Source organism: Pseudomonas sp. S34 (assembly GCF_009866745.1).
GTDB lineage: Bacteria > Pseudomonadota > Gammaproteobacteria > Pseudomonadales > Pseudomonadaceae > Aquipseudomonas > Aquipseudomonas jessenii.
Genome location: NZ_CP019398.1, coordinates 2,675,689 through 2,701,953, shown reverse-complemented (window position 1 = coordinate 2,701,953; position 26,265 = coordinate 2,675,689). Strand labels below are relative to the sequence as shown.

Here is a 26,265-nt window from a genome sequence, read left to right as displayed (position 1 = left end):
GTCATGCAGACCCTCAATACCACGCTGCTGATCATCGGCGGCGGCCCCGGCGGTTATGTGACGGCGATCCGTGCCGGCCAACTGGGCATCCCGACCATCCTGGTGGAAGGCCAATCCCTGGGCGGCACTTGCCTGAACATTGGCTGCATTCCGTCCAAGGCACTGATTCACGTCGCTGAGCAGTTCCATCAAACGCAACACCACAGCCAGCATTCGGCCCTGGGCATCAGCGTTTCGGCGCCCACCCTGGACATCGGCAAGAGCGTGGAATGGAAAGACGGCATCGTCGATCGCCTGACCACCGGCGTCGCGGCGCTGCTGAAAAAGAACAAGGTCCAGGTGGTTCAAGGCTGGGCCAAAGTGGTTGACGGCAAAACCGTCGAAGTTGGCGACACACGTATCCAGTGTGAACACCTGGTGCTGGCCACCGGCTCCAAAAGCGTCAACCTGCCAATGCTGCCGATTGGCGGGCCGATCATCTCGTCCACCGAGGCTCTGGCGCCGACATCCGTGCCCAAGCGCTTGATTGTGGTCGGCGGTGGTTACATCGGTCTGGAGTTGGGCATTGCCTATCGCAAGCTCGGCGCCGAGGTCAGCGTGGTGGAAGCGCAGGAACGCATCCTGCCGGCCTACGACGCCGAACTGACTCAGCCGGTGCACGACGAACTGAAAAAACTCGGTGTGAAGCTTTACTTGAAACATAGCGTGCAAGGCTTTGATTCTTCTAACAATACCTTGCAAGTACTTGCCCCGAACGGCGAGACCCTGAACCTGGAAACCGACCAGGTACTGGTGGCCGTCGGTCGCAAGCCGAACACCCAGGGCTGGAACCTCGAAGCGCTGAACCTGGACATGAATGGTTCCTCGATCAAGATCGACAACCGCTGCCAGACCAGCATGCGCAACGTGTATGCCATCGGTGACCTGAGCGGCGAACCGATGCTCGCGCACCGGGCCATGGCCCAGGGCGAGATGGTGGCCGAGCTGATCAGCGGTAAAACCCGCGAGTTCAACCCGACCGCCATCGCCGCCGTGTGCTTCACCGACCCGGAACTGGTGGTGGTCGGCAAGACCCCGGACGAGGCCAAGGCCGCAGGTTGGGACTGCATCGTGTCGAGCTTCCCGTTCGCCGCCAATGGCCGGGCGATGACCCTGGAGTCGAAAAGCGGCTTCGTGCGGGTGGTCGCTCGTCGGGATAATCATGTGATTGTCGGCTGGCAGGCGGTGGGCGTCGGCGTGTCGGAGCTGTCCACGGCGTTTGCCCAGAGCCTGGAGATGGGCGCGCGGCTGGAAGACATCGGCGGCACCATCCATGCACACCCGACCTTGGGTGAGGCGGTGCAGGAAGCGGCGTTGCGGGCCCTTGGCCACGCATTGCATCTGTGATTCAGAGCGATTGATGGCGGCTGTGATGGCCTCTTCGCGAGCAAGCCCGCTCCCACATTTGGAATGCATTCCCCTGTGGGAGCGGGCTTGCTCGCGAATTCTCAAGGTCAACGCGAATTATCTGTCCGTCATCCGATAGTCCGGGCTGCGAAACAGCCCAAGAATGAAGTATTGTTGTCCCCATCCAAAAAACGTCAGAAGCCTTGAACCGTTTCGACGGTTGTTCAGTGATAGAGGGTGTCATGGGTAACGAAAGCATCAATTGGGACAAGCTGGGTTTTGACTACATCAAGACCGACAAGCGCTATCTGTCGTACTTTCGCAATGGCGAGTGGGACAAAGGCACCCTGACCGAAGATAACGTGCTGCACATCAGCGAAGGCTCCACTGCCCTTCACTATGGCCAGCAATGCTTCGAAGGCATGAAGGCCTATCGTTGCAAGGACGGCTCGATCAACCTGTTCCGCCCGGACCAGAACGCCCTGCGCATGCAGCGCAGCTGCGCCCGCCTGCTGATGCCGCAGGTGGAAACCGAGCAATTCATCGAAGCCTGCAAGGAAGTGGTCCGCGCCAACGAGCGTTTCATTCCGCCGTACGGCACCGGCGGCGCGCTCTACCTGCGCCCGTTCGTGATCGGCGTGGGTGATAACATCGGTGTGCGCACTGCACCCGAGTTCATCTTCTCGATCTTCTGCATTCCGGTTGGCGCCTACTTCAAGGGCGGCCTGACCCCGCACAACTTCCAGATTTCCAGCTACGACCGCGCCGCGCCACAAGGCACCGGTGCCGCCAAGGTCGGTGGCAACTATGCCGCCAGCCTGATGCCCGGCTCCAAGGCCAAGAAAGCCCACTTCGCCGACGCCATCTACCTGGATCCGATGACCCACACCAAGATCGAGGAAGTCGGTTCGGCCAACTTCTTCGGGATCACCCACGACAACAAGTTCGTGACCCCGAACTCGCCATCGGTACTGCCGGGTATCACCCGTCTGTCGCTGATCGAGCTGGCCAAGACCCGCCTGGGTCTGGAAGTGGTTGAAGGCGACGTGTTCATCGACAAGCTCTCCGACTTCAAGGAAGCCGGTGCTTGCGGTACTGCCGCGGTGATCACGCCGATTGGCGGCATCGACTACAACGACCACCTGCACGTGTTCCACAGCGAAACCGAAGTCGGCCCGGTCACCCAGAAGCTCTACAAAGAGCTGACCGGTGTGCAAACCGGCGACATCGAAGCGCCAGCGGGCTGGATCGTCAAGGTTTGACCTGACGCCAGACGCACAAAAGCCCCCCATCGGGTGACCGATGGGGGGCTTTTTGTTTGCATAGTACTGACGAACCCACCACTCCCCAGTGGGAGCGAGCTTGCTCGCGATGACGGCATTGCATTCAACACAGAAACAACCGGAATACACGCTCGTCAGTCAGCGAATGTTCCAGAACTCCGCCGAACCTGCGGCAATTTGCGAAACGTTGACATTACCCTCAACCACCAACGGCAACCCGATTCCAAACCGCGTTCCAAACTCCTTGCGCCCCAACGCCGTCAACGCCAACGCCCGACTGTCCAGATCCTGGGTCACCCACTTGCGCTTGAGCGCCGTTTGCAGCAACGCCGCGCCCAGCGACCCACCCAGATGTGGCCGACGCATGCTCCAGTCCAGGCACGGACAGGCGAAACGACGGCGCAAGGTGCTCAAGTCCTGCGTCTCGATCCCGAGCCCTTGAAACATTGCCGTACCGCTGTCGCTCAAGCGATAGGCCTGTTCGTCGGTTTCCTCAAGCCAGCCCGCTTCAAGCATCCGGTCATGCAGTAGCACGGCCAGGGTTCCCGCCATGTGGTCGTAACAGGTGCGGGCAAATTGCAGGCGATCCGGGGTCCGTGCCCGGAAGCTCGGCGCGGTGTTCTGGCCGATCACCATCAGGGCCTCCAGGGCCTGGGCCACGCGTTTGTCCGCCAGGCTGTAATAGCGATGACGCCCCTGAACGTGCAGCCGCACCAGCGCCAGCTCCTTGAGCTTGGCCAGGTGGGCACTGGCGGTCGACGCGCTGACTTCGGCCACCGCCGCCAGTTCGGTGCTGGTGCGGGCATGGCCGTCCATCAGCGAACAAAGGATTTTCGTCCGCGCCGGCTCAGCGATGGCTGCCGCCACCTGCGAGACGCCGATGTCGTGTTGTTCTGCGCTCATATTTCGCTCCCGGACGAATCAATGCCCTTTCGGACTGGAGATAGTAGCAACACTTTCCAACAACCAAAGGCTGTGCCCATGGACCCGATCATCGCTGCGACCCATGCCGATCCTTATCCCTACTACGCACAACTGCGTGCCGACGGTGGGCTGGCTTTTCATCCGGGGCTGAACATGTGGGTGGCCAGCAGCGCCCGGGCGGTGGCCGCCGTGCTGGCGCATCCCGATTGCCACGTTCGCCCCGCGCAGGAGCCAGTCCCCAAGGCGATCGCCGACGGCATGGCCGGCCAGGTGTTCGGCCAATTGATGCGCATGAATGAAGGTGAACGCCAGCGTTGCCCACGGTCGGCGATTGTGCCGGGGCTGGAGTTGATCGATGCGCGGGAAGTCGAGGCCCTGGTCAGCGCCCGATTGATGACCGCCGATGCCGCTGGCCTGTACAACGCCATGTTTCGCGGACCGGTTTGCGTGGTGGCGGCGTTGTTGGGGTTCACCCCGGCTCAGGGCCGCGCCATCAGCGAGTTGACGGCGGATTTCGTCGCCTGCCTGTCGCCCTTGAGTGACGCGGCACAATTGACCGCCGCCCACGCTGCCGCCGAACAATTGAGCGGTTATTTCATCGAATTGCTCGACGATCCGTACAACCACAGCCCTTTGCTTGCAGGTATCGGCCAGCGCTTCGCCTGCGGCGCGCCGCAAACCCTGATCGCCAACCTGATCGGCCTGTTCTCCCAGACCTTCGAGGCCACTGCCGGGCTGATCGGCAACGCCGTGCTGGCATTGATTCAACATCCGTCGTTGCGCAGCGAATCACCCCCGGTCGAAGACCTGCTGGCCGAAGTACAGCGCTTCGACCCGCCGGTACAGAACACCCGCCGCTTCGTCGCCGCCCCCTGCGAAATTGACGGGGTGAGGCTGAACGCCGCAGACGTGATCCTGGTGCTGCTGGCCTCGGCCAATCGCGACCCCCAGCTCAACGACAACCCCGACACCTTCCTGCTCGACCGCCCGAACCGGCGCAGCTTCACCTTCGGCGCGGGGCGCCATCAATGTCCGGGGCAACGGCTGGCGTTGAGCATTGCCAGCGCTACGCTCAAGCAGCTTCTGGCGATGAGGCCGACACTGGACCATCTGAAGCGGGAATACCGCCCCTCCACGAATGGACGGATTCCACTGTTCCGTGAATGACCGAAAGCCGTTCAAGCAACGCGGAGTTCGACGGTCAGGTGGGACAGTTCATGGACCGGCGCCAGGCGCTCGCGAATGGTGTCGGCACTGACATTGGCCGCCGCCACAACGCTGACAATCGCGGCCCGCGCCTGGGGGCCGACCTGCCAGACATGCAGATCGCTGATGCGCACATCGTCCGACGACTCCAGCAGTTCACGAATCTCGTCGGCGACGTGTGTATCCGTGACATCGAGCAACACCGCTGCGCTGTCACGCATCAATGCAACGGCCCATTTCGCGATCACGATGGCGCCCACAATGCCCATCACCGGGTCCAGCCACACCCATCCCAGATAGCGCCCCGCCAGCAACGCGGCGATCGCCAGCACCGAAGTCAAGGCATCGGCCAGCACATGGACATAGGCCGAGCGCAGGTTGTTGTCGTGATGGTGATGATGGCCGTGCTCATGGCTGTGGCCATGATGGCCGTGGTCGCCCGCCAGCAAAAAGGCACTGGCGATGTTCACCGCCAGCCCCACCACTGCAATCACCGTCGCTTCGGTGAATGCCACGGTCGTTGGCTGAAACAGGCGATAAACGGATTCACCGGCAATGCCGATCGCCACCAGCCCCAGCACCATGGCCGAGGCAAAACCCGCGAGATCCCCGACCTTGCCGGTGCCGAAGCTGTAACGCGCGTTGTTGGCATTGCGCCGTGCAAACCCATAGGCCGCCGCCGCGATGCCCAAGGCCCCGGCATGGGTGGCCATGTGAAAACCATCGGCCAGCAGCGCCATGGAACCGGTGATGTAACCGGCGGCAATTTCGCCAATCATCATCACAAACGTCAGCGCCACCACCCATAAGGTGCGTCGGGCGTTTTCATCATGGGATGCGCCGAGAAAAACATGGTCGTGAGAAAAGCGCGAAGCCTGTGGTGTCAGTGTCATGGAATTCAGGCCTCTATTTGGCATAACGACGGATGGCCAGCAACAGGTCTTCCACGCCCTGGGCGCGATCTTCATCGCTCAGGTCCGGATGGGCCACGTGCTCGCGGGCATGGGCGTCGATGAACTGCTCCAGCAGACCATTGACCGCGCCCCGGATGGCGGCCACCAGATGCAGGGTCTTGGCGCAATCGGCATCGGACTCAAGCGCTCGCTCCACGGCTTCCACCTGCCCGGCAATCCGCCGCACCCGCTTGATCAAGTCATCCTTGTGTTCGTGAATGTGTGCCATACCTATACCCCCTACCCCTATATGGCACCTATGGTCGCCGATAGTGCGGAGCCTGGCAAGGCACAACCCGATGACGGTCGGTTTGGCGTGACATCGATTTTCGCCGGCCGGTTGGCCGCTGAACGCTTGGGTTCAACACCCCTGCTGCCCGGCTGGATTAGTTACACCGGGTTAAAACAGTCATGACGGGCAGTGCGTTTATCCCGCCGGCCTTTCTCCATAGAGTCACCAGGATCATGGTGAACAACGAGGTTCGATCGATGCAAACCCAACTGGACAAGTCACTGAGTGTTTTTGCGCGGGCAGACCTGCTGCAAGGTCCCATGCCCATTCAGCGGGCTGCGCGACTCGAACAGCTGCTGGGCCTCGACAAGCAGGGTATCGGCCTGTTTCTCAAACGCGACGACCATATGTTGATCGGCGCGGGCGGCAACAAGCTGCGCAAGCTTGAATTCCACATCGGCGCAGCACTGCAAGCCGGAATCGATACGATCATTACCGTGGGCGGCATCCAGTCCAATCATGCCCGTCTGACCGCAGCAGTGTGCGCCCGGCTGGGCATCGCCTGCGAGCTGTTCCTGACCCGGGCCGTGGCCAAGGCCGAGGTGGATTACGAGCTCAATGGCAATGTGCTGCTCGACCAGTTGTTCGGCGCGAAGATGCAGGTGTTTGCCGGCGGTACCGACTCACTGGCCAAAGCCGAGGCCAGGGCGGCGCAGCTTCGAGACTCCGGGCACAAGGTCATGGTGCTGCCAACCGGTGGCTCGACGCCCCTGGGCAGCCTCGGTTATGCCCGCTGCGCAGCGGAGATCGCCCAACAAGAGGCCGAACTGCAACTCAGGTTCAATCAAGTGGTGGTACCCAATGGCAGCGCCGGCACGCATGCCGGGCTCGCGGCGGGTTTCCGGTTGCTGGGCCGGAGTATGTCCGTGGTCAAGTCGTTCTCGGTGTTGTCCGACCAGGACTCATCAGCGGCGAGAACCCTGCAACTGACCCGCGAAACATTGGCGCTATTGGGCAGTAGCGCCGAGGTGCGGGCTGATGAGCTGGTGATTGACGGCAGCCAGCTGGGTACCGGCTATGGGCTGCCAACCGCCGCCATGCAAGACCCGGTACGCCTGATGGCGCGTGCCGAAGGCCTGCTGGTCGACCCGGTGTACTCCGGCAAGGCGTTTGCCGGATTGCTGACCGACCTGCAGCAAGGGCGCTTCGTCCCCGGGGACAATGTGCTGTTCATCATGACCGGCGGAACACCCGGCCTGTATGCGTACCGGGAAACGTTTCAGGCCTGACGGTCAATCATCCCGCGTCAGCACTTCCAGCAATTCGATTTCGAAGATCAGGTTCGAATTCGGCGTGATCTTGCCCATGGTGCGTTCGCCATAGGCCAGGTGCGCCGGCACCAGCAACTTGCGCTTGCCGCCGACCTGCATGCCCATGATGCCCTGGTCCCAGCCCTTGATGACCCGCCCGGTGCCGATCACGCACTGGAAGGGTTTGCCACGACTGTACGAAGAGTCGAATTCGGTCCCGTCCTCCAGCCAGCCACGGTACTGGGTGGTGATCAGTGCGCCTTTTACGGCGGCTTTTCCGTCACCCACCTGAAGATCGATTACCTGAAGCTCGTCATTCATTGATTTCACTCGTATGCTCACTCGCCCTCAAGGGCCTGATGCGCGCCGTTTTCCCAGATTTGTCCTCGATTGGCAACCATTGCCGCCTCCGCGCGCGACGTTTAAAGCGGTTTGCTGAACTAAAATAATCAACAATTACCCGTACGGTTCTCCGCCCTGATGGCCACCCCCGAATGATCCTGCTCTGGACCAGCGTCCTCCTTGGTTCAATGACGCTCAGCCTGATCGTCGTGCTGGCTTGGCGCGAACGCTATCTGCAAAAGCAACTGGCGGAGTATCGCGCGATCATCAATAGCCTGTCCGAAGGCCAGAACATCCACAAGGATGACGACGCCGAGCGCTTCAAGCGCAGCCAGTATTTCGCTCGTATCGGCACCTGGGACTGGGATGTCGACACCGACCGGTTGTACTGGTCAGATGCCATTTTCGGCATGTTCGGCTTCAAGATCGGCGAAGTGGCGCCCTCTTACGCCCTGTTCTGTTCCTGCGTGCATCCGGAAGACCGGCTCAGGGTTCGGGCCGGCGAGCTGCGTTGCCTGGAAACCGGCGAAAACCATGATGAGGAATACCGCGTGGTGTGGCCCGACGGAACGATCCGCTGGCTGCGGGAAACCGGCAACGTGGTCAAGAACGACCACGACGAAACGATCAAGATGATGGGCGTTGTGCGCGACATCACCGAAGAAAAGGCCTCGGCCAACTACCTCAAGCACCTGGCCCATTACGACCCGTTGACCGGCCTGCCCAATCGCCTGGTGCTCGAAGAGCGCCTGTCCGAAGCCCTGGAGTTGGCGCGCACCAGTGCCACGCGGGTGGCGCTGGTGTTTGTCGACCTCAATGGCTTCAAGGCCATCAACGACCGCTATGGGCATGCGGCCGGCGACCGCGTGCTGGTCACGACCGCCACGCGGCTTAAGCGCATCCTGCACGGCACCGACACCGTCGCCCGGATCGGCGGCGACGAATTCGTGGTCATCCTCCAGGACCTGCCCCAAGGCAAAAGCCTGCAAGACGAAGCGCGCACGATCTGCCAGAAAATTTTCGTCGAACTCTCCCCACCCGTCACCCTCGGCAACGACCAGCGCCACATCGGCACCAGCCTCGGCGTCGCCGTGTTCCCAGATCATGCGCCGAGCATCGACCGCTTGCTGCACATTGCCGACCTGGCGATGTATGAGGCCAAGCGCAGCGGGAACAATCAGTATCGGTTGGGCACCGAGAGCCTGGTGCGGGCACACAGCGAATAGCGCTTCGTCCTTGAATGCCTTGATCCACTTCGCGCATCAATGCATACCAACAATGCAATTAACCTATCGATGCCCCTGCTCCACTATCCGCCCCAACAAGAACCGTGTGCCAGGTCCTTTGTGAATTCATGTCGCCCCAGAGCAAGCAGTCCCTAGCGGTTGGTGAAACAGGGCCGCCACTCCCATAAATGGGGGACTACACCCACTCAACCGGGTGTTTACCACCTAGTTTGAGGAATATCCCCACCCTACACTTCACCAAAAAGACACATTTTGAAACAACTTACTTATTACTCAGTATCTTCCTCATCCATGGCCCGACGGTTGCATAGCCCCTTGCAACGCAGGCAGATGCTGTCACCAACCGGGGATGGCGGGTTTCGCCGTTGCGCTATGTCGCGAGGGGAACCTCATGAAAATCATTGCATCGCCGTTCAATTCGTTCCGCTCCTTAAGGGTTTCGGGCGCAGGCTCTGTACTGTTGATCACCTTCAGTCTGTCCCCGGTCAACGCAGCACCGCTTGACGATGTCAGCCCGCCGCCGCCAACAGATCCTTCGGCGTATACCAATCCGCCGACCGACTTCAAGGCCGCGCTGGATGCCCTAAAGGCCATGCCACCCGCCAACCAGGGTTCCATCGCCTTGCCCAATGGTGTGTACGGCACCCGCACCACGCCAACGACCGACAACGTGCTGCCGCCAGCCCTGCAGACATCCTTCAAAATCCCCACCAACGGCAAGCCCAGCCCATTGTTCGGGGCCCAGCCGTACACTCAGCAACTGCTGCTGTTCGAAGAATTCGGCACGGAAAAACTCGACCCGACACTGCCGCCGCCCACCCTGACCTTCCCGGTTCCGATCGTCGGCCCGGCGCCCACGCAAGACCCGAACAACATCGCCCGCAGCGGCCCTTCGGCCGCGGCGCTGGAAGCCTTCATGCGCCAGCCGGGGCTGTACCCGTTTCCGGCGCAGTATTCCAACGTGCTGGACCGCAACCCGTGGAAAGCGCAGATCGAAGCCTTCCTCAACCGCCATCCGGTGGGCTCGCCGGCCGAAGGCCGTCCGCCAGGAAAAGGCTGGTCGCACCAGCGCTGGAACGAGTTCTACCCTCAGGTCGCCTTCAAGACCGCTCAAGCCGGCGCCAAGCTCAACGGCGGCATGCGCGACCGCCGCCAGTTGCACAACTACGCCGTCGGTGAATTCGGGCCGGGCGGGCTCTACAACCAGACCTCGGACACCCCGGTCATAACAGGCACCACCAAAGGTATCGACACCCGTTTTCACCCCAACATGCCGATTCAGAACCACAAGGCGCTCTGGACTTTCGACGGCACCTTTCCGCCAAAACTGCTGATGGTGCGGTACGGCCAACCGGTGCTGATGCGCCACTACAACGCCCTGCCGATCGATCCGTCGGCCAACATGGGGTTCGGCCTGCATACCCTCAGCACCCACGAACACAACGGCCACTCCCCGGCCGAAAGCGACGGATTTTCCAATGCGTTTTTCTTTCCGGGGCAGTACTACGACTATCGCTGGCCGATCCAGTTGGCCGGTTACGACACCATCAACACCAGCGCTCAGGATCCGCGCGCGGCATTCCCCTGCGCCCCGGGCGAAACCCTGTTCGTCAACGATGCCACGCCGGGCCTCAAGACCTGCGACAACGGCAGCATCAAAATCCGTGGCGACTGGCACGAAACCATGAGCACCCACTGGTTCCACGACCACATGCTCGATTTCACTGCGCAGAACGTCTACAAGGGCAACGCGGTGATGATGAACTACTACAGCGCCCTGGATCGCGGTAACGAAGCGTTTGTAGACGGCGTCAACCTGCGCCTGCCCAGCGGTTCGGCGTTGCCTTGGGGCAACCGCGACTATGACGTCAACCTGCTGCTGGCCGACAAGGCCTGGGACGCCAATGGCCAGCTGTGGTTCAACCCGTTCAACACCGATGGTTTTCTCGGCGACCAGCTCCTGGTCAACTGGCAATACCAGCCGCGCCTGAAGGTACGGGCGCGCAGCTACCGTTTCCGCATCCTCAACGGCTCGGTGTCGCGCTACTTCAAGATCGCGCTGGTGCGTGAAATCGTCGGCACCGGTGGCGAATTCCCCGGCCCGACAGGTTCCGGCCTGTCCTATACCCGCGTGCCGTTCCACTTGATCGCCAACGACGGCAACCTCATGGAACACGCCGTGCCGTTCGACGGCAGCATGGACCTGGACGCCGACGGCGATGTGCAGGACCACAACGCCATCCTGCCCACCATGGGCATCGCCGAGCGTTACGACATCATCGTCAACTTCGCAAAAAACGGGATCAGCACCGGCGACAAGCTGTATTTCGTCAACCTGATGGAGCACCACGACGGCAAGGGGCCGGAGAGTTTGCCGCCGAGCCTGGCCGATGTCCTGTCCGGCAAGTACAAAGCGGTGCTCAAGCTGGGCAGCAAAGGGCTGGAGTGGGACGCCGGCGACCCGGTGGTGGGCAAGTTCCTGCAACTGCTGGTACAGCCTTATGCCGGCCAGGACGTGAGCATGAACCCCGCTGACTACGAACCCGCCAAGCCGGGCAAGGCGATGGGTAAAACCATGCTTCCGCTGACCCTCAACCGTGACGACCCGACGGTGCAGGCCAAACTGAAACTGGCGCGCCATCGCGAGTTCATCTTCGGCCGCTCCGATGGCACCGACGAAGCCCCCTGGACCATCAAGACTGACGGCGGTTTAGGCTACCAGATGGACCCTCGAGTCATCAGTGCCGCTCCGCAACTGGCCAACGGTCCGACCGCTGCCGGGTTCTCCGGCGACGGCACCCTGGAAGTGTGGAAAATCAGGAACGGCGGCAACGGCTGGAACCACCCGGTGCACGTGCACTTCGAAGAAGGCATCGTCCTCAACCGCGACGGCATGGCACCACCGGAATGGGAAAAATGGGCACGCAAGGACATCTATCGCATCGGCGAGGGCATCGACAGCTCGCAGGACGTGGAAATGGCGATCCGCTTCCGTGAATTCGCCGGGACCTACATGGAGCACTGCCACAATACCCAGCACGAGGACACGTCCATGCTGCTGCGCTGGGATGTCGAGCACCCCGGCCAGTTCCAGTTGATGCCAACCCCCCTACCCGGCTGGGACGGCGTCACCTACGTCAATTCCGCGGCGCTGCCGACCTTCCGCACTGGCGATACACGTGTCGAGGACCCCGATAACCAAAAACCGGTCGCCAACGCCGACAGCGCCATCAGTAACACCGGCCAACCGGTGATCATCAACGTGCTGGCCAACGACAGCGACCCTGACGGTAACGTGCCACTTAAAGTGGTGGGTCTGGAGCAACCGGACTCCGGCAAGGGCGAGGTCAGCACCGATGGCCTGCGTGTGACCTACACACCACCGGCCACGGTCCCTGCGCCGTTTACCGCGACCTTTACCTATAGGGCCGCCGATGCCAAGGGCGCCGAGTCGGCACCGGCGACGGTGTCCGTGGCGGTCTCGGCACCAATCAACGAGAGCCTGATCGTCACCAGCGCCACCGTCACCGCCCGCAGCAACAGCCGCTGGTATTGGGTCCTGTCCGGCACCACCTCCCGTGGCACGGGCAATACCATCACGGCGACGGCCACGACCACAACCGGTACGGTGAACCTTGGCGCCGCCGTCCTGACGCAGACACCGACAGGCGCGCGCTGGAACATAGCAGTGACCACCGCCGGCAGTGGCCCGTCGCCTGGCCCGACGGCGACCATAAAATCGGCCTTCGGCAAAACCGTGACGGTGCCGATAAAAGCGAACTGAGTACAACCTGGCTTTAGCGATGAGGGCCTCATTGGGGCCCTCTTGCTAAAAAACTGACAACGCACCTGGCTGTCAAATCTCCAGAAGACCGGCATTTCAAGCTGTAGCTCGGAGCCAGAGTTTCCATTGTCGGCGGACAAATGACCGTTATGGGTCGATTCTGTTGAAAAAGTCGGTACTTCCAGACTGCTCGCATACTGACCGCTGAAAACGCCTTTTCCGCGCGCCGCTACGCGAAATCTGAACCCGGAATCCTCTGTTCAAAGTAAAGATTTCAATCTCAAGCGCGTACTTTTCTGTCGTGGAAACCATGGTCGACTTTTTCAACAGAATCGGTCGGTTGCAGACCTTCAGGACAGGCAGCAATCGGCTGAAGCGGTCATTCATCAACACTCATGTCTTAGGCCGACTGCCTGCGTATAGCGAGAATCGCAGCACCAAATCCGATGAACGTTACCCCCACCACCCGGCTAACCCAGCGGGACAGTTCGGGTCGTACCAGCACGCCCTTGGCGCGCGAGGCCAGCGCGGCATACAGGCTCAACGACGACACTGAGAGCGCCATGAAGATCGCGGTCAGGATCAGAAATTGCGGGAACAAAGCTGCGCCTTGATCGATGAACTGCGGGAACAGCGCCGTAAAAAACAGAGTCGCCTTGGGGTTGGAGAGTGCGGTAAAAAAAGCCGACCTGTACAGCTTTAGGCGTGTGGGCCGCAGGCTCTGCCCCTCCTGAATGCCATCAGCCAGCAGCGGCGTCTTGTTGAGCAGCTGCCTCACCCCCAGGTAGAACAGATACCCGGCGCCGACGATCTTTACCATGTTGAACAACCCTTCGGAGCTGGCAAGCAGCGCCCCCAGCCCCAGCATCGCAGCCGCCGACAGGCAGAACAGGCCACTGGCATTGCCCAGCGAGGACCACATCGCGCTGCGTTGGCCATGGGCGAGGCTGTTGTTGATCGCCATCAATGTCGCAGGCCCCGGGCTGGCGATGGCAATCGCGGCGACCAGGGTAAAAGCCAGCATAGTGTTCGGGTCCATGGTTCCAGGCTCGTAGAAAATTGAGGGCATACTACCGAAGGTTTCGTTGCCTGATGAGGCAAAATACTCATCACCTACAGGAGCAATCGGAGCCCTGCCAGCGACCCCACAGCAATCGCGACGGTGAACAGCATCGGCAAGCGCCACGCTGCAACCAGTGTGATGCCCAATGCGATCAACTCTTCAGGATGAGGCGAGACAAAGTGTGGAGCGATCACCGAGATCAGCACGCACCCCGGTGCTGCCTCCATTACCGCGCGGGCACGCGGCCCGAGCTTGCGTTTGCGCAGCAGCAGATAACCCGTCAGGCGTGTCGCATAGGTGGCTGACGCCATGCCCACAATCGTCAGCAAAGCTGCCATGCTGATCACGACTCCATCGCCCGCAGGTAAGTGAACAACATCCCGGCGATGACGCCGGCGAACACGAACCAGGCGCCGGGCACCGTAAGGTAGACCAGGATCGCGACCAGCAGGCTGATCAACCAGGAACAGGCCAGCCGCGAGCCTTTCCACATACCCCTGAGCAGCACGATGAAGACCGCCGGGAAGGCCATGGCAAAGCCATAGGCTTCGATGTTGCCCAGTGCCGGTCCGATCGCTGCGCCGATCAAGGCAAAACCGACCCAGACGGGGTAGAAAGGCAAGCAAGCGCCCCAGTAGTAGGGCCAGCTGAAGGCCGTTTGCTGCTGGGCCGAAGACCGCCGCAGGGTGTCGGCATAGCTGATCGCCCAGCCCTCGTCCGCCATGAAGAACAAGGCCGGGATCACCTTGCGTTTGGGCAAGTGCTGGAGATAAGGCGCCAGCGCCGCGCCCATGACGATATGACGGCTGTTGATCAGCAGGGTGATGAGCACGATCGTCAACATCGGTGGCACCGAAGCCCACAGCTTGATGGCGGCGAACTCCGAACCGCCGGCGAAGTTGAGGCCGGTCATGGCACCCACTTCAACCAGTGACAGGCCGACCTGGGAGGCTTGCGTACCGAGGACCATGGCATAGGGGGCGACCGCGAACATGACCGGGAGTGCGTCCCTCGCCCCTCGCAGGATCTCGCTTCTGGTGTTTGGGTGTGTCATTGGCGGCTGCTCACTGCATCGCTATTGCTGTCGTTGTGGCGACAAGTGTGAGTGCACTGGATCACCCAGAAAAGCGAATATCTGTTATACAACACATTCGATTATCGAATGTCTGAATACAATGATTCATTCCAAGGATTTGCAGATCGACTGGTTGCGCACGTTCCTGGCAGTCGTGGATACCGGTTCCATGACCGCGGCGGCGCGTCAGGTTGCCCGGTCCCAGTCTGCGGTGAGCATGCAGTTGAAGAAGCTGGAGGACAGCCTCGGTCGACCGCTGTTCAAACGCGAACCGAGGCAACTGACGTTGACCCCTGCCGGGTATGACCTGCTCGGCCACGCCCGCAAGCTGCTCGAAGCCTATTCGACGATGGTTGATGCGATGCACGGAGGCGCGGTCTCCGGACGCGTCACCCTGGGCGTGCCGGATGACTATGCCCTGACCTACCTGATGCCGGCCCTGCGCAGCTTCATGACCCGCTTCGGCGAGGTCGAGGTCACCTTGGTCTGCGAAGACTCCGCAAGCCTCTGGGCAAAGGTCGACCGCGGCCAGATCGACCTCGCCCTGGTCACTCGCGACGGCCCTTCACGGGGCGAACTGCTGTTCAGGGAAGCGTTGGTATGGGGCGGCGCCGAGCAACATGAAGCCTGGAAGCGCAGCCCGCTGCCAATCGCCGTGCACGGGCTCAGCGAACGTTTACGCACGGCAATACTGGCCGCTATCTCGGGGTTGGGGCGTGAGTACCGAGTGGTCTACAACAGCCCCAATGTCAGCGGCCAATTGACGGTGATGGAAAGTGGCCTGGCGGTGGCCGTGGTAACTCGTTGCAGCCTCCCGGCACATCTCAAGGTGCTGGATACTCGGCACGGTCTGCCGGAACTGCCGGTGGCGGAAGTCGTGTTGACCCGAAGCCGAGACTCGACAGGCTCACGCGCTGTAGATGCGCTGTACGTACATGTTGCCGGGGCGTTGCGCGACCCACTCTGCGATGGACCAACCCACGTCCCTGGGGGTGACAAACATGTCCTCTGAAAGTGCTCTGCCATGGGTACTGATTCCCGGCTTCATGCTCGACGAAACGCTTTGGGATGAAGTGATTGAACACCTGCCATCCACTCAGGATATTCACCTTGCCCACCTGCTTGAGGGACAGACTATCGCGCAGATCGCGCAGCACATTGCATCGTCTGCACCGCCAAGGTTTATCCTCGTAGGTTTTTCCCTCGGTGGCTATGTAGCAAGATCACTCGTGCAGCAGTTCCCTGATCGCGTGGCTGCCTTGGTCCTGATCGCCACCTCGTTACGTGCAGACTCGCCCGAGCAGCGGCGGATCAAGCAAGCCTCCATCGACGCCTCGGCACAAGGACAATTTCGTGGTTTGAGTTTCGCGACTATCGCGAAGTCGGTGCATCCGCAACGAGCTAATGACATGGCCCTGATTGGAAGAATTCGAGATATGAGCGCCCGCATGGGGCATGCGGCATTTGCCACTCAGTCCTTGCTGGATAGAGCGGATGTGCCAACGGACCAAATCCAGTGCCCGACTCTCATCATTGCAGCTGTACAGGACGGGCTGAGGCAGGCAGAAGAGGCACAGGAGTTGTGTGTGCAGATCCCGGGAGCACGGCTGGAGATGATTGAAGGATCGGGACATATGGTCCCGCTGGAGCAACCCGAAACGCTGGCACGGTTGATGTCGCAGTGGCTGGCTGCAACAGTGGTAACGAAGTAGTCGTGCCAGTTTACGAGCGGCCCAGAGTGAGATGGGCATCGAAACCGGTTTGCTGACTTCGATGGGATGCCCGCTTCACGCGCTGAGGAAGTCAGTCAACCAAAATCGAGGTTCTTGAGAATACCTCGCACAGGCCCCATCGTGGATTTATCCGCGATGGGGCCTGCAACCGCGTAGCAACGTTCGGCCAGTAGCAAATGCATCATACCGCCAGGATAAAGTCCGCCTGATCGATACCTGCACTGCTGACACCGACAAGGCGAATAGAGTCCATTCCGATCCCGATCAGCGTGTCCGCTCCGTCAGCCGCAATGCTCACGTTGGCAGCGAACGTCTCGCTGCTGATCCCCAGCCCCGCGATATTGAGCAGGTCCTGCCCTCCGGCCGGATTGACGTCGAAGTCCTGGATCGAGTCGTTGCCGAAGCCTGCGGCAGCAAACGCGAAGGTATCGTTGCCGAAGCCGCCGTTGAGCGTGTCGTTGCCCAGCCCGCCGAGGAACAGATCGTCACCCGCACCGCCGACCAGAGTGTCGTTGGCCAGGCCGCCGAGCATCCTGTGGTTTGCCGCCGCTGCATCGTAGGCCAGTTCACTGCCGCTGCCCTCGGCGTTCGCCTGCAAACCCGCCGCCGCGTATTGGCCATTCAGCGCGACCTGCGCCGCATGCGCGCCGTCGTTCACGATCAGCAGGCCGCCGGTGCCTGTGTCATTCGCTGCATAAGTGATCTGCGTATTGGCGCCGAACGCAATATCGCCAAAGTTCAGCGTGTCACCCTCGGCAAAACCGCTGACGCTGCCACTGAACGCCGTCGACACATCAAGCTTTAGCGTGCCTGCCGCGCCGCTGTCAAACGTCACATGCTGATCGGAGGCAGCACCGAATTCCAGCATCGCCGAACCGCTGATAGTCGCGCTTCCCCCGCCTTGGGCATCTCCGTGGATGGTGATATTGCCATCGTTCGCCCACAGGCTGCCGCTGTTGACCAGCGCACTTTCAATCACCAATCCGCCGCTGCCGCTGGCTTGCAGCACCCCCGTGTTGGTGACGGCGCTGTTACCGGTATCGATCACCAGCGCATTGACGCCGCTGGCATGAATCAGGCCTGAGTTGACCACCATCATCTGCCCCGCTCCCAACTGACCGGCACCCGAGATGGTGTTGTCGGCATTGGTGAGCACCGTGTCGGCGCTGCCGCCGAAAATCACGTTTTGCGCATTGTCGGATAGCAGCACCTGGCCGCCACCGGTCAAGGTCGCGCCACGGAACAGAATCTCAAGGCTGGTCTCGTTGCCGGTGGAGCCGAGCTCGATGGTGCCGCTGTTATGGATGCTGCCACCGAACGGCATGATCGCGCCGTCGGCAATGGTGAGGGTGCCGGCGTTGTTGGTGAGCGGATCGACATCGAACTGGAAGTTCGCTTCGCTCAAGTCCACGGCATCGACACCTTTCAGGGTGACCGTCTGGCCCGAGCTTATGCTGACCAATGCATTGCCATTGGCGTCGTTAGTGATACTCAGGTCAGCAAAGCCGGTGACGCCCGTGAAGCCGATCATGTCGATCTTGTCTGCCGTGGCATCGAAACTGTAGATCTGATTGTTGCCGATCGGCTGGGCGAAGACGAAGGTGTCGGCACCGGACGAACCGGTCAGGTTGTCGTCAGCGGACAGGGCGAAGATCGGCGTGTCGGGGGCAAAGGCCTCGACGTTATTGAATACATAGGAACTGCCCACACTGCCGTCGGCGTTAGTCCAGGTCATGTTGATGTGGAGTACCGCAGCGCCCGCGAAGCCTTCTGGTGTTGTCACGGTCAATGCTCCGGGATCGCTGGTCTGCACGGTCCAGGTGCCGTCGCCGTTGTTGATTCCGGCGTTCAGAGTCCAATTTGACGGAACGTCGGCAATTGTGACAACAAAGCTATCGCTCAGGCCTGCCGATGGATCAGCAATCGCAAGGTTTATTGCTTCTCCGGACACTCCCGCAGGGTAAGTCAGGCTAATGCTTGTTGCAGCACTAACGTTGCCTGCCGCGTCCATAGCCGTGACAAATAGCGTCTTGGTACCCGTAAACTTGCCAGCCAAATCAATATTGGCGAATTGACCGCCGGTATTGGTCGTTCCGGTCCCAATTTCTGTGTCGCCGGCGCCAAACACGCCATTGCCATTGTCCAGGTAAACCTTAATGAATGAATTAGCTTCGGCGCTCCCTGAAAGCTTATGGTTTGTACCGGAGTTGTTGTAAGTCAGCCCAGTCGGTGAAGCTGGCGGTGTTGTATCAATCGGAGTTTCAACGACGTTCTGCACATTCACCGTAATCGTCTGCGTGTCGATTCCGCCATTGCCGTCGGACACCTGAACGTCCACAACGTAGGCGTTGTCACCGTCAGTACCACCGACATCCTGGGCATTCTCGTAATCGGGCGCTGAGTTGAACGTCAGCACCCCGTTCGAACTGATCGAGAACTTGCTGAAGTCCGTCCCGGCCGTATTCAGGATCGAGTAGCTCAGCGTCTGCGCCGGCAGATCGGCATCGGTCGCCACCACCGTCGTGACCGCCGTGGTGTTCTCCGCCACGTTGATCGAAGCCGTCGCACCGCCACCGTTGGAAGTGATCGTCGGTGAGTCGTTGCTGCCGGCGATATGCACGGTGACCGAAGTGAGGGTGCCATCGGCACTGCTCACCGCAAAGGTGTCGGTGTAGGTGGTGCCAGCGGCGAACTCGTTGTGGGCGGAGCTGGCGACATAGGTCCAGGCACCGCCGGTGCCGATGGAGAACTGGCCGTAGCTGCCGGCAGTGTTGGTTTGCGCGACGAAGGTTGCGGCGCTGTCGACGTCGCTGATGGTCAGGGTGCCGGTGGTGGTCAGCGGAGCATTGGTTTCGCTCAGCGTAACGCTGGCCGAGGACAGCACGGCGGCGTCGTTGCTGCCGGTCAGGGTGATCGTCACCGTCTGCGGCGCCGAGGTCGCGTTGCCCGTACCGCTGTCGTCGCTGGCTACCACGGTGTAGGAGAAGCTGATGGTTTCACCGGCGCTCAGGAAGTCCAGGTTCTCGTTGCTGCTGTAGTTCCAGCCGGTCTGATCCACCGAGAAACCGGCGACCAGCGCGGCGGCTTGCGCCGCACCGAGGGTGCCGCCGCTCCAGACGAGGTCGTTGTTGGCAGTCTGGCTGACCGTCACGACGTCGTTGCTGTCCAGATCGGCGAAGCTCAGCGCCCCGCTGTCGCTCAGCGTGGCCGCGCCGTTGCCTTCGTTCATCGCCCCGGTCGTGTCGTCGATGGTCAGCGTCGGCTGGTCGTTGGTGCCGGTCAGGGTGATCGTCACCGTCTGCGGCGCCGAGGTCGCGTTGCCCGTACCGCTGTCGTCGCTGGCTACCACGGTGTAGGAGAAGCTGATGGTTTCACCGGCGCTCAGGAAGTCCAGGTTCTCGCTGCTGCTGTAGCTCCAGCCGGCCTGATCCACCGAGAAACCGGCAACCAACGCGGCGGCTTGCGCCGCACCGAGGGTGCCGCCGCTCCAGACGAGGTCGTTGTTGGCGGTCTGGCTGACCGTCACGACGTCGTTGCTGTCCAGATCGGCAAAGCTCAGTACTCCGCTGTCGCTCAGCGTGGCCGCGCCGTTGCCTTCGTTCATCGCCCCGGTCGCATCGTCGATGGTCAGCGTCGGCTGGTCGTTGGTGCCGGTCAGGGTGATCGTCACCGTCTGCGCTGCCGAAGCGGCGTTGCCCGTACCGCTGTCGTCGGTGGCTACCACGGTGTAGGAGAAGCTGATGGTTTCACCGGCGCTCAGGAAGTCCAGGTTCTCGTTGCTGCTGTAGTTCCAGCCGGTCTGATCCACCGAGAAACCGGCAACCAGCGCGGCGGCTTGCGCCGCACCGAGGGTGCCGCCGCTCCAGACGAGGTCGTTGTTGGCGGTCTGGCTGACCGTCACGACGTCGTTGCTGTCCAGATCGGCAAAGCTCAGTACTCCGCTGTCGCTCAGCGTGGCCGCGCCGTTGCCTTCGTTCATCGCCCCGGTCGCATCGTCGATGGTCAGCGTCGGCTGGTCGTTGGTGCCGGTCAGGGTGATCGTCACCGTCTGCGGCGCCGAGGTCGCGTTGCCCGTACCGCTGTCGTCGCTGGCTACCACGGTGTAGGAGAAGCTGATGGTTTCACCGGCGCTCAGGAAGTCCAGGTTCTCGCTGCTGCTGTAGCTCCAGCCGGCCTGATCCACCGAGAAACCGGCGACCAGCGCGGCGGCTTGCGCCGCACCGAGGGTGCCGCCGCTCCAGACGAGGTCGTTGTTGGCAGTCTGGCTGACCGTCACGACGTCGTTGCTGTCCAGATCGGCGAAGCTCAGCGTACCGCTGTCGCTCAGCGTGGCCGCGCCGTTGCCTTCGTTCATCGCCCCGGTCGTGTCATCGATGGTCAGCGTCGGCTGGTCGTTGGTGCCGGTCAGGGTGATCGTCACCGTCTGCGGCGCCGAGGTCGCGTTGCCCGTACCGCTGTCGTCGCTGGCTACCACGGTGTAGGAGAAGCTGATGGTTTCACCGGCGCTCAGGAAGTCCAGGTTCTCGCTGCTGCTGTAGCTCCAGCCGGCCTGATCCACCGAGAAACCGGCAACCAGCGCGGCGGCTTGCGCCGCACCGAGGGTGCCGCCGCTCCAGACGGGGTCGTTGTTGGCGGTCTGGCTGACCGTCACGACGTCGTTGCTGTCCAGATCGGCAAAGCTCAGTACTCCGCTGTCGCTCAGCGTGGCCGCGCCGTTGCCTTCGTTCATCGCCCCGGTCGCATCGTCGATGGTCAGCGTCGGCTGGTCGTTGGTGCCGGTCAGGGTGATCGTCACCGTCTGCGGCGCCGAGGTCGCGTTGCCCGTACCGCTGTCGTCGCTGGCTACCACGGTGTAGGAGAAGCTGATGGTTTCACCGGCGCTCAGGAAGTCCAGGTTCTCGCTGCTGCTGTAGCTCCAGCCGGCCTGATCCACCGAGAAACCGGCGACCAGCGCGGCGGCTTGCGCCGCACCGAGGGTGCCGCCGCTCCAGACGAGGTCGTTGTTGGCAGTCTGGCTGACCGTCACGACGTCGTTGCTGTCCAGATCGGCGAAGCTCAGCGTACCGCTGTCGCTCAGCGTGGCCGCGCCGTTGCCTTCGTTCATCGCCCCGGTCGTGTCATCGATGGTCAGCGTCGGCTGGTCGTTGGTGCCGGTCAGGGTGATCGTCACCGTCTGCGGCGCCGAGGTCGCGTTGCCCGTACCGCTGTCGTCGCTGGCTACCACGGTGTAGGAGAAGCTGATGGTTTCACCGGCGCTCAGGAAGTCCAGGTTCTCGCTGCTGCTGTAGCTCCAGCCGGCCTGATCCACCGAGAAACCGGCGACCAGCGCGGCGGCTTGCGCCGCACCGAGGGTGCCGCCGCTCCAGACGAGGTCGTTGTTGGCAGTCTGGCTGACCGTCACGACGTCGTTGCTGTCCAGATCGGCGAAGCTCAGCGCCCCGCTGTCGCTCAGCGCGGCCGCGCCGTTGCCTTCGTTCATCGCCCCGGTCGCATCGTCGATGGTCAGCGTCGGCTGATCGTTGGTGCCGGTCAGGGTGATCGTCACCGTCTGCGCTGCCGAGGTCGCGTTGCCCGTACCGCTGTCGTCGGTGGCTACCACGGTGTAGGAGAAGCTGATGGTTTCACCGGCGCTCAGGAAGTCCAGGTTCTCGTTGCTGCTGTAGTTCCAGCCGGTCTGATCCACCGAGAAACCGGCAACCAGCGCGGCGGCTTGCGCCGCACCGAGGGTGCCGCCGCTCCAGACGAGGTCGTTGTTGGCGGTCTGGCTGACCGTCACGACGTCGTTGCTGTCCAGATCGGCAAAGCTCAGTACTCCGCTGTCGCTCAGCGTGGCCGCGCCGTTGCCTTCGTTCATCGCCCCGGTCGCATCGTCGATGGTCAGCGTCGGCTGGTCGTTGGTGCCGGTCAGGGTGATCGTCACCGTCTGCGGCGCCGAGGTCGCGTTGCCCGTACCGCTGTCGTCGGTGGCTACCACGGTGTAGGAGAAGCTGATGGTTTCACCGGCGCTCAGGAAGTCCAGGTTCTCGCTGCTGCTGTAGCTCCAGCCGGCCTGATCCACCGAGAAACCGGCAACCAGCGCGGCGGCTTGCGCCGCACCGAGGGTGCCGCCGCTCCAGACGAGGTCGTTGTTGGCGGTCTGGCTGACCGTCACGACGTCGTTGCTGTCCAGATCGGCAAAGCTCAGTACTCCGCTGTCGCTCAGCGCGGCCGCGCCGTTGCCTTCGTTCATCGCCCCGGTCGCATCGTCGATGGTCAGCGTCGGCTGATCGTTGGTGCCGGTCAGGGTGATCGTCACCGTCTGCGCTGCCGAGGTCGCGTTGCCCGTACCGCTGTCGTCGGTGGCTACCACGGTGTAGGAGAAGCTGATGGTTTCACCGGCGCTCAGGAAGTCCAGGTTCTCGTTGCTGCTGTAGTTCCAGCCGGTCTGATCCACCGAGAAACCGGCAACCAGCGCGGCGGCTTGCGCCGCACCGAGGGTGCCGCCGCTCCAGACGAGGTCGTTGTTGGCGGTCTGGCTGACCGTCACGACGTCGTTGCTGTCCAGATCGGCAAAGCTCAGTACTCCGCTGTCGCTCAGCGTGGCCGCGCCGTTGCCTTCGTTCATCGCCCCGGTCGCATCGTCGATGGTCAGCGTCGGCTGGTCGTTGGTGCCGGTCAGGGTGATCGTCACCGTCTGCGGCGCCGAGGTCGCGTTGCCCGTACCGCTGTCGTCGGTGGCTACCACGGTGTAGGAGAAGCTGATGGTTTCACCGGCGCTCAGGAAGTCCAGGTTCTCGCTGCTGCTGTAGCTCCAGCCGGCCTGATCCACCGAGAAACCGGCAACCAGCGCGGCGGCTTGCGCCGCACCGAGGGTGCCGCCGCTCCAGACGAGGTCGTTGTTGGCGGTCTGGCTGACCGTCACGACGTCGTTGCTGTCCAGATCGGCAAAGCTCAGTACTCCGCTGTCGCTCAGCGTGGCCGCGCCGTTGCCTTCGTTCATCGCCCCGGTCGCATCGTCGATGGTCAGCGTCGGCTGATCGTTGGTGCCGGTCAGGGTGATCGTCACCGTCTGCGCTGCCGAAGCGGCGTTGCCCGTACCGCTGTCGTCGGTGGCTACCACGGTGTAGGAGAAGCTGATGGTTTCGCCGGCGCTCAGGAAGTCCAGGTTCTCGCTGCTGCTGTAGTTCCAGCCGGCCTGATCCACCGAGAAACCGGCGACCAGCGCGGCGGCTTGCGCCGCACCGAGGGTGCCGCCGCTCCAGACGAGGTCGTTGTTGGCAGTCTGGCTGACCGTCACGACGTCGTTGCTGTCCAGATCGGCGAAGCTCAGCGTACCGCTGTCGCTCAGCGTGGCCGCGCCGTTGCCTTCGTTCATCGCCCCGGTCGTGTCATCGATGGTCAGCGTCGGCTGGTCGTTGGTGCCGGTCAGGGTGATCGTCACCGTCTGCGCTGCCGAGGTCGCGTTGCCCGTACCGCTGTCGTCGGTGGCTACCACGGTGTAGGAGAAGCTGATGGTTTCACCGGCGCTCAGGAAGTCCAGGTTCTCGTTGCTGCTGTAGTTCCAGCCGGTCTGATCCACCGAGAAACCGGCGACCAGCGCGGCGGCTTGCGCCGCACCGAGGGTGCCGCCGCTCCAGACGAGGTCGTTGTTGGCGGTCTGGCTGACCGTCACGACGTCGTTGCTGTCCAGATCGGCAAAGCTCAGTACTCCGCTGTCGCTCAGCGCGGCCGCGCCGTTGCCTTCGTTCATCGCCCCGGTCGTGTCGTCGATGGTCAGCGTCGGCTGGTCGTTGGTGCCGGTCAGGGTGATCGTCACGGTCTTGATCACTGTCGCCCCGAAGTCGTCGGTCAGCGTCACCGTGAACACTTCGGACTTGGTCTGGCCCTCGGCCAGGTACTGCGCCGCGCTGTTGTTGAGCGTATAGGTCCAGCCCACGCTGCCCACCGCGTCGTCCGTGCTCTCGTCGCTGACACTGGCCGCCAGCGTACCCAGCGCACCGGCCGGCGCGCTCACGCTGGCCACATGGGCGTCATCGGCCAGGTCCACGTCGCCAAAGGCGAAGCTGCCACTGGCCACCGTGGTACCGTCTTCGGTCACCGCCCCGCTTTCGATTTCTGCCGCCGTCACCGTCGGCGCGTCGTTGGTGCCGGTCAAGGTGATCGTCACGTCCTTGGTCACCGTCGCCCCGAAGTCGTCGGTCAGTGTCACCGTAAACACTTCGGTCTTGGTCTGGCCCGCGGCCAGGTACTGCGCCGCGCTGTTGTTTAACGTATAGGTCCAGCCCACGCTACCCGCAGCGTCGCCCGTGCTCTCGTTGCTGACACTGGCCGCCAGCGTACCCAGCGCACCGGCCGGCGCGCTCACGCTGGCCACATGGGCGTCATCGGCCAGGTCTACGTCGCCGAAGGCGAAGCTGCCGCTGGCCACCGTGGTGCCGTCTTCGGTCACCGCCCCGCTTTCGATTTCTGCCGCCGTCACCGTCGGCGCATCGTTGCTGCCGGTCAGGGTGATCGTCACGTTCTTGGTCACCGTCGCCCCGAAGTCATCGGTCAACGTCACCGTGAACACTTCGGTCTTGGTCTGGCCCTCGGCCAGGTACTGCGCCGCGTTGTTGTTCAGCGTATAGGTCCAGCCCACGCTGCCCGCCGCGTCGCCCGTGCTCTCGTCGCTGATAATGGCCACCAGCGTACCCAGCGCACCGGACGGCGCGCTCACGCTGGCCACATGTGCGTCATCGGCCAGGTCTACGTCGCCGAAGGCAAAGCTGCCGCTGGCCACCGTGGTGCCGTCTTCGGTCACCGCCCCGCTTTCGATTTCTGCCGCCGTCACCGTCGGCGCGTCGTTGGTGCCGGTGATAGTGATGGTCACATTCTTCGTTACCGACGAACCCTGACCATCGCTGATGGTGACCAGGTAAGTTTCGGTTACTGTCTGTCCCTGGGCCAGGTACTGCGCCGCCGCATTGTTCAGGTTGTACGTCCATTGCACCGAACCGTTGGCCGCGTTCGCTGCTTCGCTTACCGGCGAGAGCATGAACGTACCAAGATGAGTAGCGTTGCCCCCCGCCTGCGTGAACGTCGCCATGTGCGTGTCATTGAGGTCGACGTCGTTAAAGACAATCGTGCCGCTGGCCGTCAGCGAGTCGGTCGTGCTCGCAGTGGTGTCGGCGTCTTCGGTTACCGTGCCGGCCTGCTCGCCGAGGCTGATCGTCACACCATCATTCACGCCCGAAAACTGCACGGTAGCAGTGGCCCAACTGAGCGTTCCGTTGCCGAGGCGAATCGCATAGGTAAAGCTGTCCGTCAGGAGCTCACCTGTGGCAAGCGCCTGGAGTTGCTCCTTGAACTCACACGAGAAGGTAGTGGCGTCGTAGCCGACCTTCCCGTCCGAGGTGATCCAGATCTTTGCACCATTCTTACTGGTGTCAGAACTCGCCGTCTCAACCCTCGCCGTATCCTGGGTCAGGAGGTCGGCCGGAGCATAAGCCTTGGTGGCAGTAGAAAAACTGTCCGCGTTGTCGAGTGACCAGAGTGTCTTCGCGTTACCGCCGAGGTCATTGGACATGACGTCCCAATACATGACCCCCAGCAGATTTTCAGTGGTGGCGGTGGTAATGAGGACGTCATCCTTCGCCTGCGGCGTGTTGGAAAACGAGGTAACGGTTCCGCCGCTGGTAGTTGTAGTGCTAGCCATATCTTTCTCCCTAGAATGTCACTCTGAGCAAAAAACCGCTGTGGGCCACCAACA

16 protein-coding genes are annotated in these 26,265 nt (G+C 62.1%); 8 read left to right on the top strand and 8 right to left on the bottom strand.

Annotation, left to right across the window (positions count from 1 at the left end; genetic code table 11):
- Positions 1-3: 3 nt before the first annotated feature.
- Together lpdA and PspS34_RS12105 are read left to right on the top strand one after the other, a co-directional pair.
- Entirely contained in the window at positions 4-1,386 is a 1,383-nt protein-coding gene (gene lpdA / locus PspS34_RS12110; protein ID WP_057715215.1) for a dihydrolipoyl dehydrogenase, read from the top strand.
- Between the two features lie 242 nt (positions 1,387-1,628).
- Complete coding sequence (locus PspS34_RS12105; RefSeq protein WP_053158498.1) at positions 1,629-2,648, top strand: branched-chain amino acid aminotransferase; 1,020 nt, start codon at positions 1,629-1,631, stop codon at positions 2,646-2,648.
- A gap of 159 nt (positions 2,649-2,807) precedes the next feature.
- On the opposite strand, the gene PspS34_RS12100 is transcribed toward PspS34_RS12105, so the two are convergent.
- On the bottom strand, positions 2,808-3,572 hold the full coding sequence (locus PspS34_RS12100) for a helix-turn-helix transcriptional regulator (protein WP_159389801.1): 765 nt from the start codon (positions 3,570-3,572) through the stop codon (positions 2,808-2,810).
- Positions 3,573-3,650: 78 nt separating this feature from the next.
- Here PspS34_RS12100 and PspS34_RS12095 point away from each other — a divergent pair, with 78 nt between their 5' ends.
- Entirely contained in the window at positions 3,651-4,760 is a 1,110-nt protein-coding gene (locus PspS34_RS12095; RefSeq protein WP_159389800.1) for a cytochrome P450, read from the top strand.
- Between the two features lie 11 nt (positions 4,761-4,771).
- On the opposite strand, the gene dmeF is transcribed toward PspS34_RS12095, so the two are convergent.
- Both dmeF and PspS34_RS12085 read right to left on the bottom strand, forming a co-directional pair.
- Positions 4,772-5,692 carry a CDF family Co(II)/Ni(II) efflux transporter DmeF gene (dmeF, locus tag PspS34_RS12090; protein ID WP_150814561.1) on the bottom strand — a complete coding sequence of 307 codons (921 nt, stop codon included), beginning with the start codon at positions 5,690-5,692 and terminating at the stop codon, positions 4,772-4,774.
- A gap of 13 nt (positions 5,693-5,705) precedes the next feature.
- A complete protein-coding gene (locus tag PspS34_RS12085) occupies positions 5,706-5,981 on the bottom strand; it encodes a metal/formaldehyde-sensitive transcriptional repressor (RefSeq protein WP_057715220.1) in 276 nt (91 codons plus the stop codon).
- A gap of 260 nt (positions 5,982-6,241) precedes the next feature.
- Here PspS34_RS12085 and PspS34_RS12080 point away from each other — a divergent pair, with 260 nt between their 5' ends.
- Positions 6,242-7,273, top strand: coding sequence for a D-cysteine desulfhydrase family protein (locus PspS34_RS12080; RefSeq protein ID WP_159389799.1), 1,032 nt, complete (start codon positions 6,242-6,244; stop codon positions 7,271-7,273).
- A 3-nt stretch (positions 7,274-7,276) separates the two neighbouring features.
- Here the strand turns inward: PspS34_RS12080 and PspS34_RS12075 are convergent, their stop codons facing one another.
- Complete coding sequence (locus PspS34_RS12075; RefSeq protein ID WP_057715221.1) at positions 7,277-7,615, bottom strand: FKBP-type peptidyl-prolyl cis-trans isomerase; 339 nt, start codon at positions 7,613-7,615, stop codon at positions 7,277-7,279.
- Positions 7,616-7,788: 173 nt separating this feature from the next.
- Between PspS34_RS12075 and PspS34_RS12070 the strand changes: the two genes are divergently transcribed.
- Together PspS34_RS12070 and PspS34_RS12065 are read left to right on the top strand one after the other, a co-directional pair.
- Positions 7,789-8,862: a sensor domain-containing diguanylate cyclase gene (locus PspS34_RS12070; protein ID WP_150814560.1), complete on the top strand. Its 1,074-nt coding sequence runs from the start codon at positions 7,789-7,791 to the stop codon at positions 8,860-8,862.
- Positions 8,863-9,274: 412 nt separating this feature from the next.
- Complete coding sequence (locus tag PspS34_RS12065; protein WP_159389798.1) at positions 9,275-12,667, top strand: Ig-like domain-containing protein; 3,393 nt, start codon at positions 9,275-9,277, stop codon at positions 12,665-12,667.
- Positions 12,668-13,067: 400 nt separating this feature from the next.
- Here the strand turns inward: PspS34_RS12065 and PspS34_RS12060 are convergent, their stop codons facing one another.
- The 3 genes from PspS34_RS12060 to PspS34_RS12050 form a co-directional block, all read right to left on the bottom strand.
- Entirely contained in the window at positions 13,068-13,706 is a 639-nt protein-coding gene (locus PspS34_RS12060) for a LysE family translocator (RefSeq protein ID WP_154862304.1), read from the bottom strand.
- Between the two features lie 74 nt (positions 13,707-13,780).
- Positions 13,781-14,077: an AzlD family protein gene (locus PspS34_RS12055; protein ID WP_150814558.1), complete on the bottom strand. Its 297-nt coding sequence runs from the start codon at positions 14,075-14,077 to the stop codon at positions 13,781-13,783.
- Positions 14,074-14,784 carry an AzlC family ABC transporter permease gene (locus PspS34_RS12050; RefSeq protein ID WP_154862303.1) on the bottom strand — a complete coding sequence of 237 codons (711 nt, stop codon included), beginning with the start codon at positions 14,782-14,784 and terminating at the stop codon, positions 14,074-14,076. Before PspS34_RS12050 ends, PspS34_RS12055 begins: the two co-directional genes overlap by 4 nt.
- A 121-nt stretch (positions 14,785-14,905) precedes the next feature.
- Between PspS34_RS12050 and PspS34_RS12045 the strand changes: the two genes are divergently transcribed.
- Together PspS34_RS12045 and PspS34_RS12040 are read left to right on the top strand one after the other, a co-directional pair.
- Positions 14,906-15,817 carry a LysR family transcriptional regulator gene (locus PspS34_RS12045; RefSeq protein WP_159389797.1) on the top strand — a complete coding sequence of 304 codons (912 nt, stop codon included), beginning with the start codon at positions 14,906-14,908 and terminating at the stop codon, positions 15,815-15,817.
- The gene (locus tag PspS34_RS12040) at positions 15,807-16,517 is read left to right on the top strand and encodes an alpha/beta hydrolase (protein WP_154908881.1); all 711 of its coding nucleotides are present in this window, start codon (positions 15,807-15,809) and stop codon (positions 16,515-16,517) included. The genes PspS34_RS12045 and PspS34_RS12040 overlap by 11 nt, the downstream gene beginning before the upstream one ends.
- Positions 16,518-16,719: 202 nt before the next feature.
- Here the strand turns inward: PspS34_RS12040 and PspS34_RS12035 are convergent, their stop codons facing one another.
- On the bottom strand, positions 16,720-26,211 hold the full coding sequence (locus PspS34_RS12035; protein ID WP_159389796.1) for a VCBS domain-containing protein: 9,492 nt from the start codon (positions 26,209-26,211) through the stop codon (positions 16,720-16,722).
- Positions 26,212-26,265 lie beyond the last annotated feature (54 nt).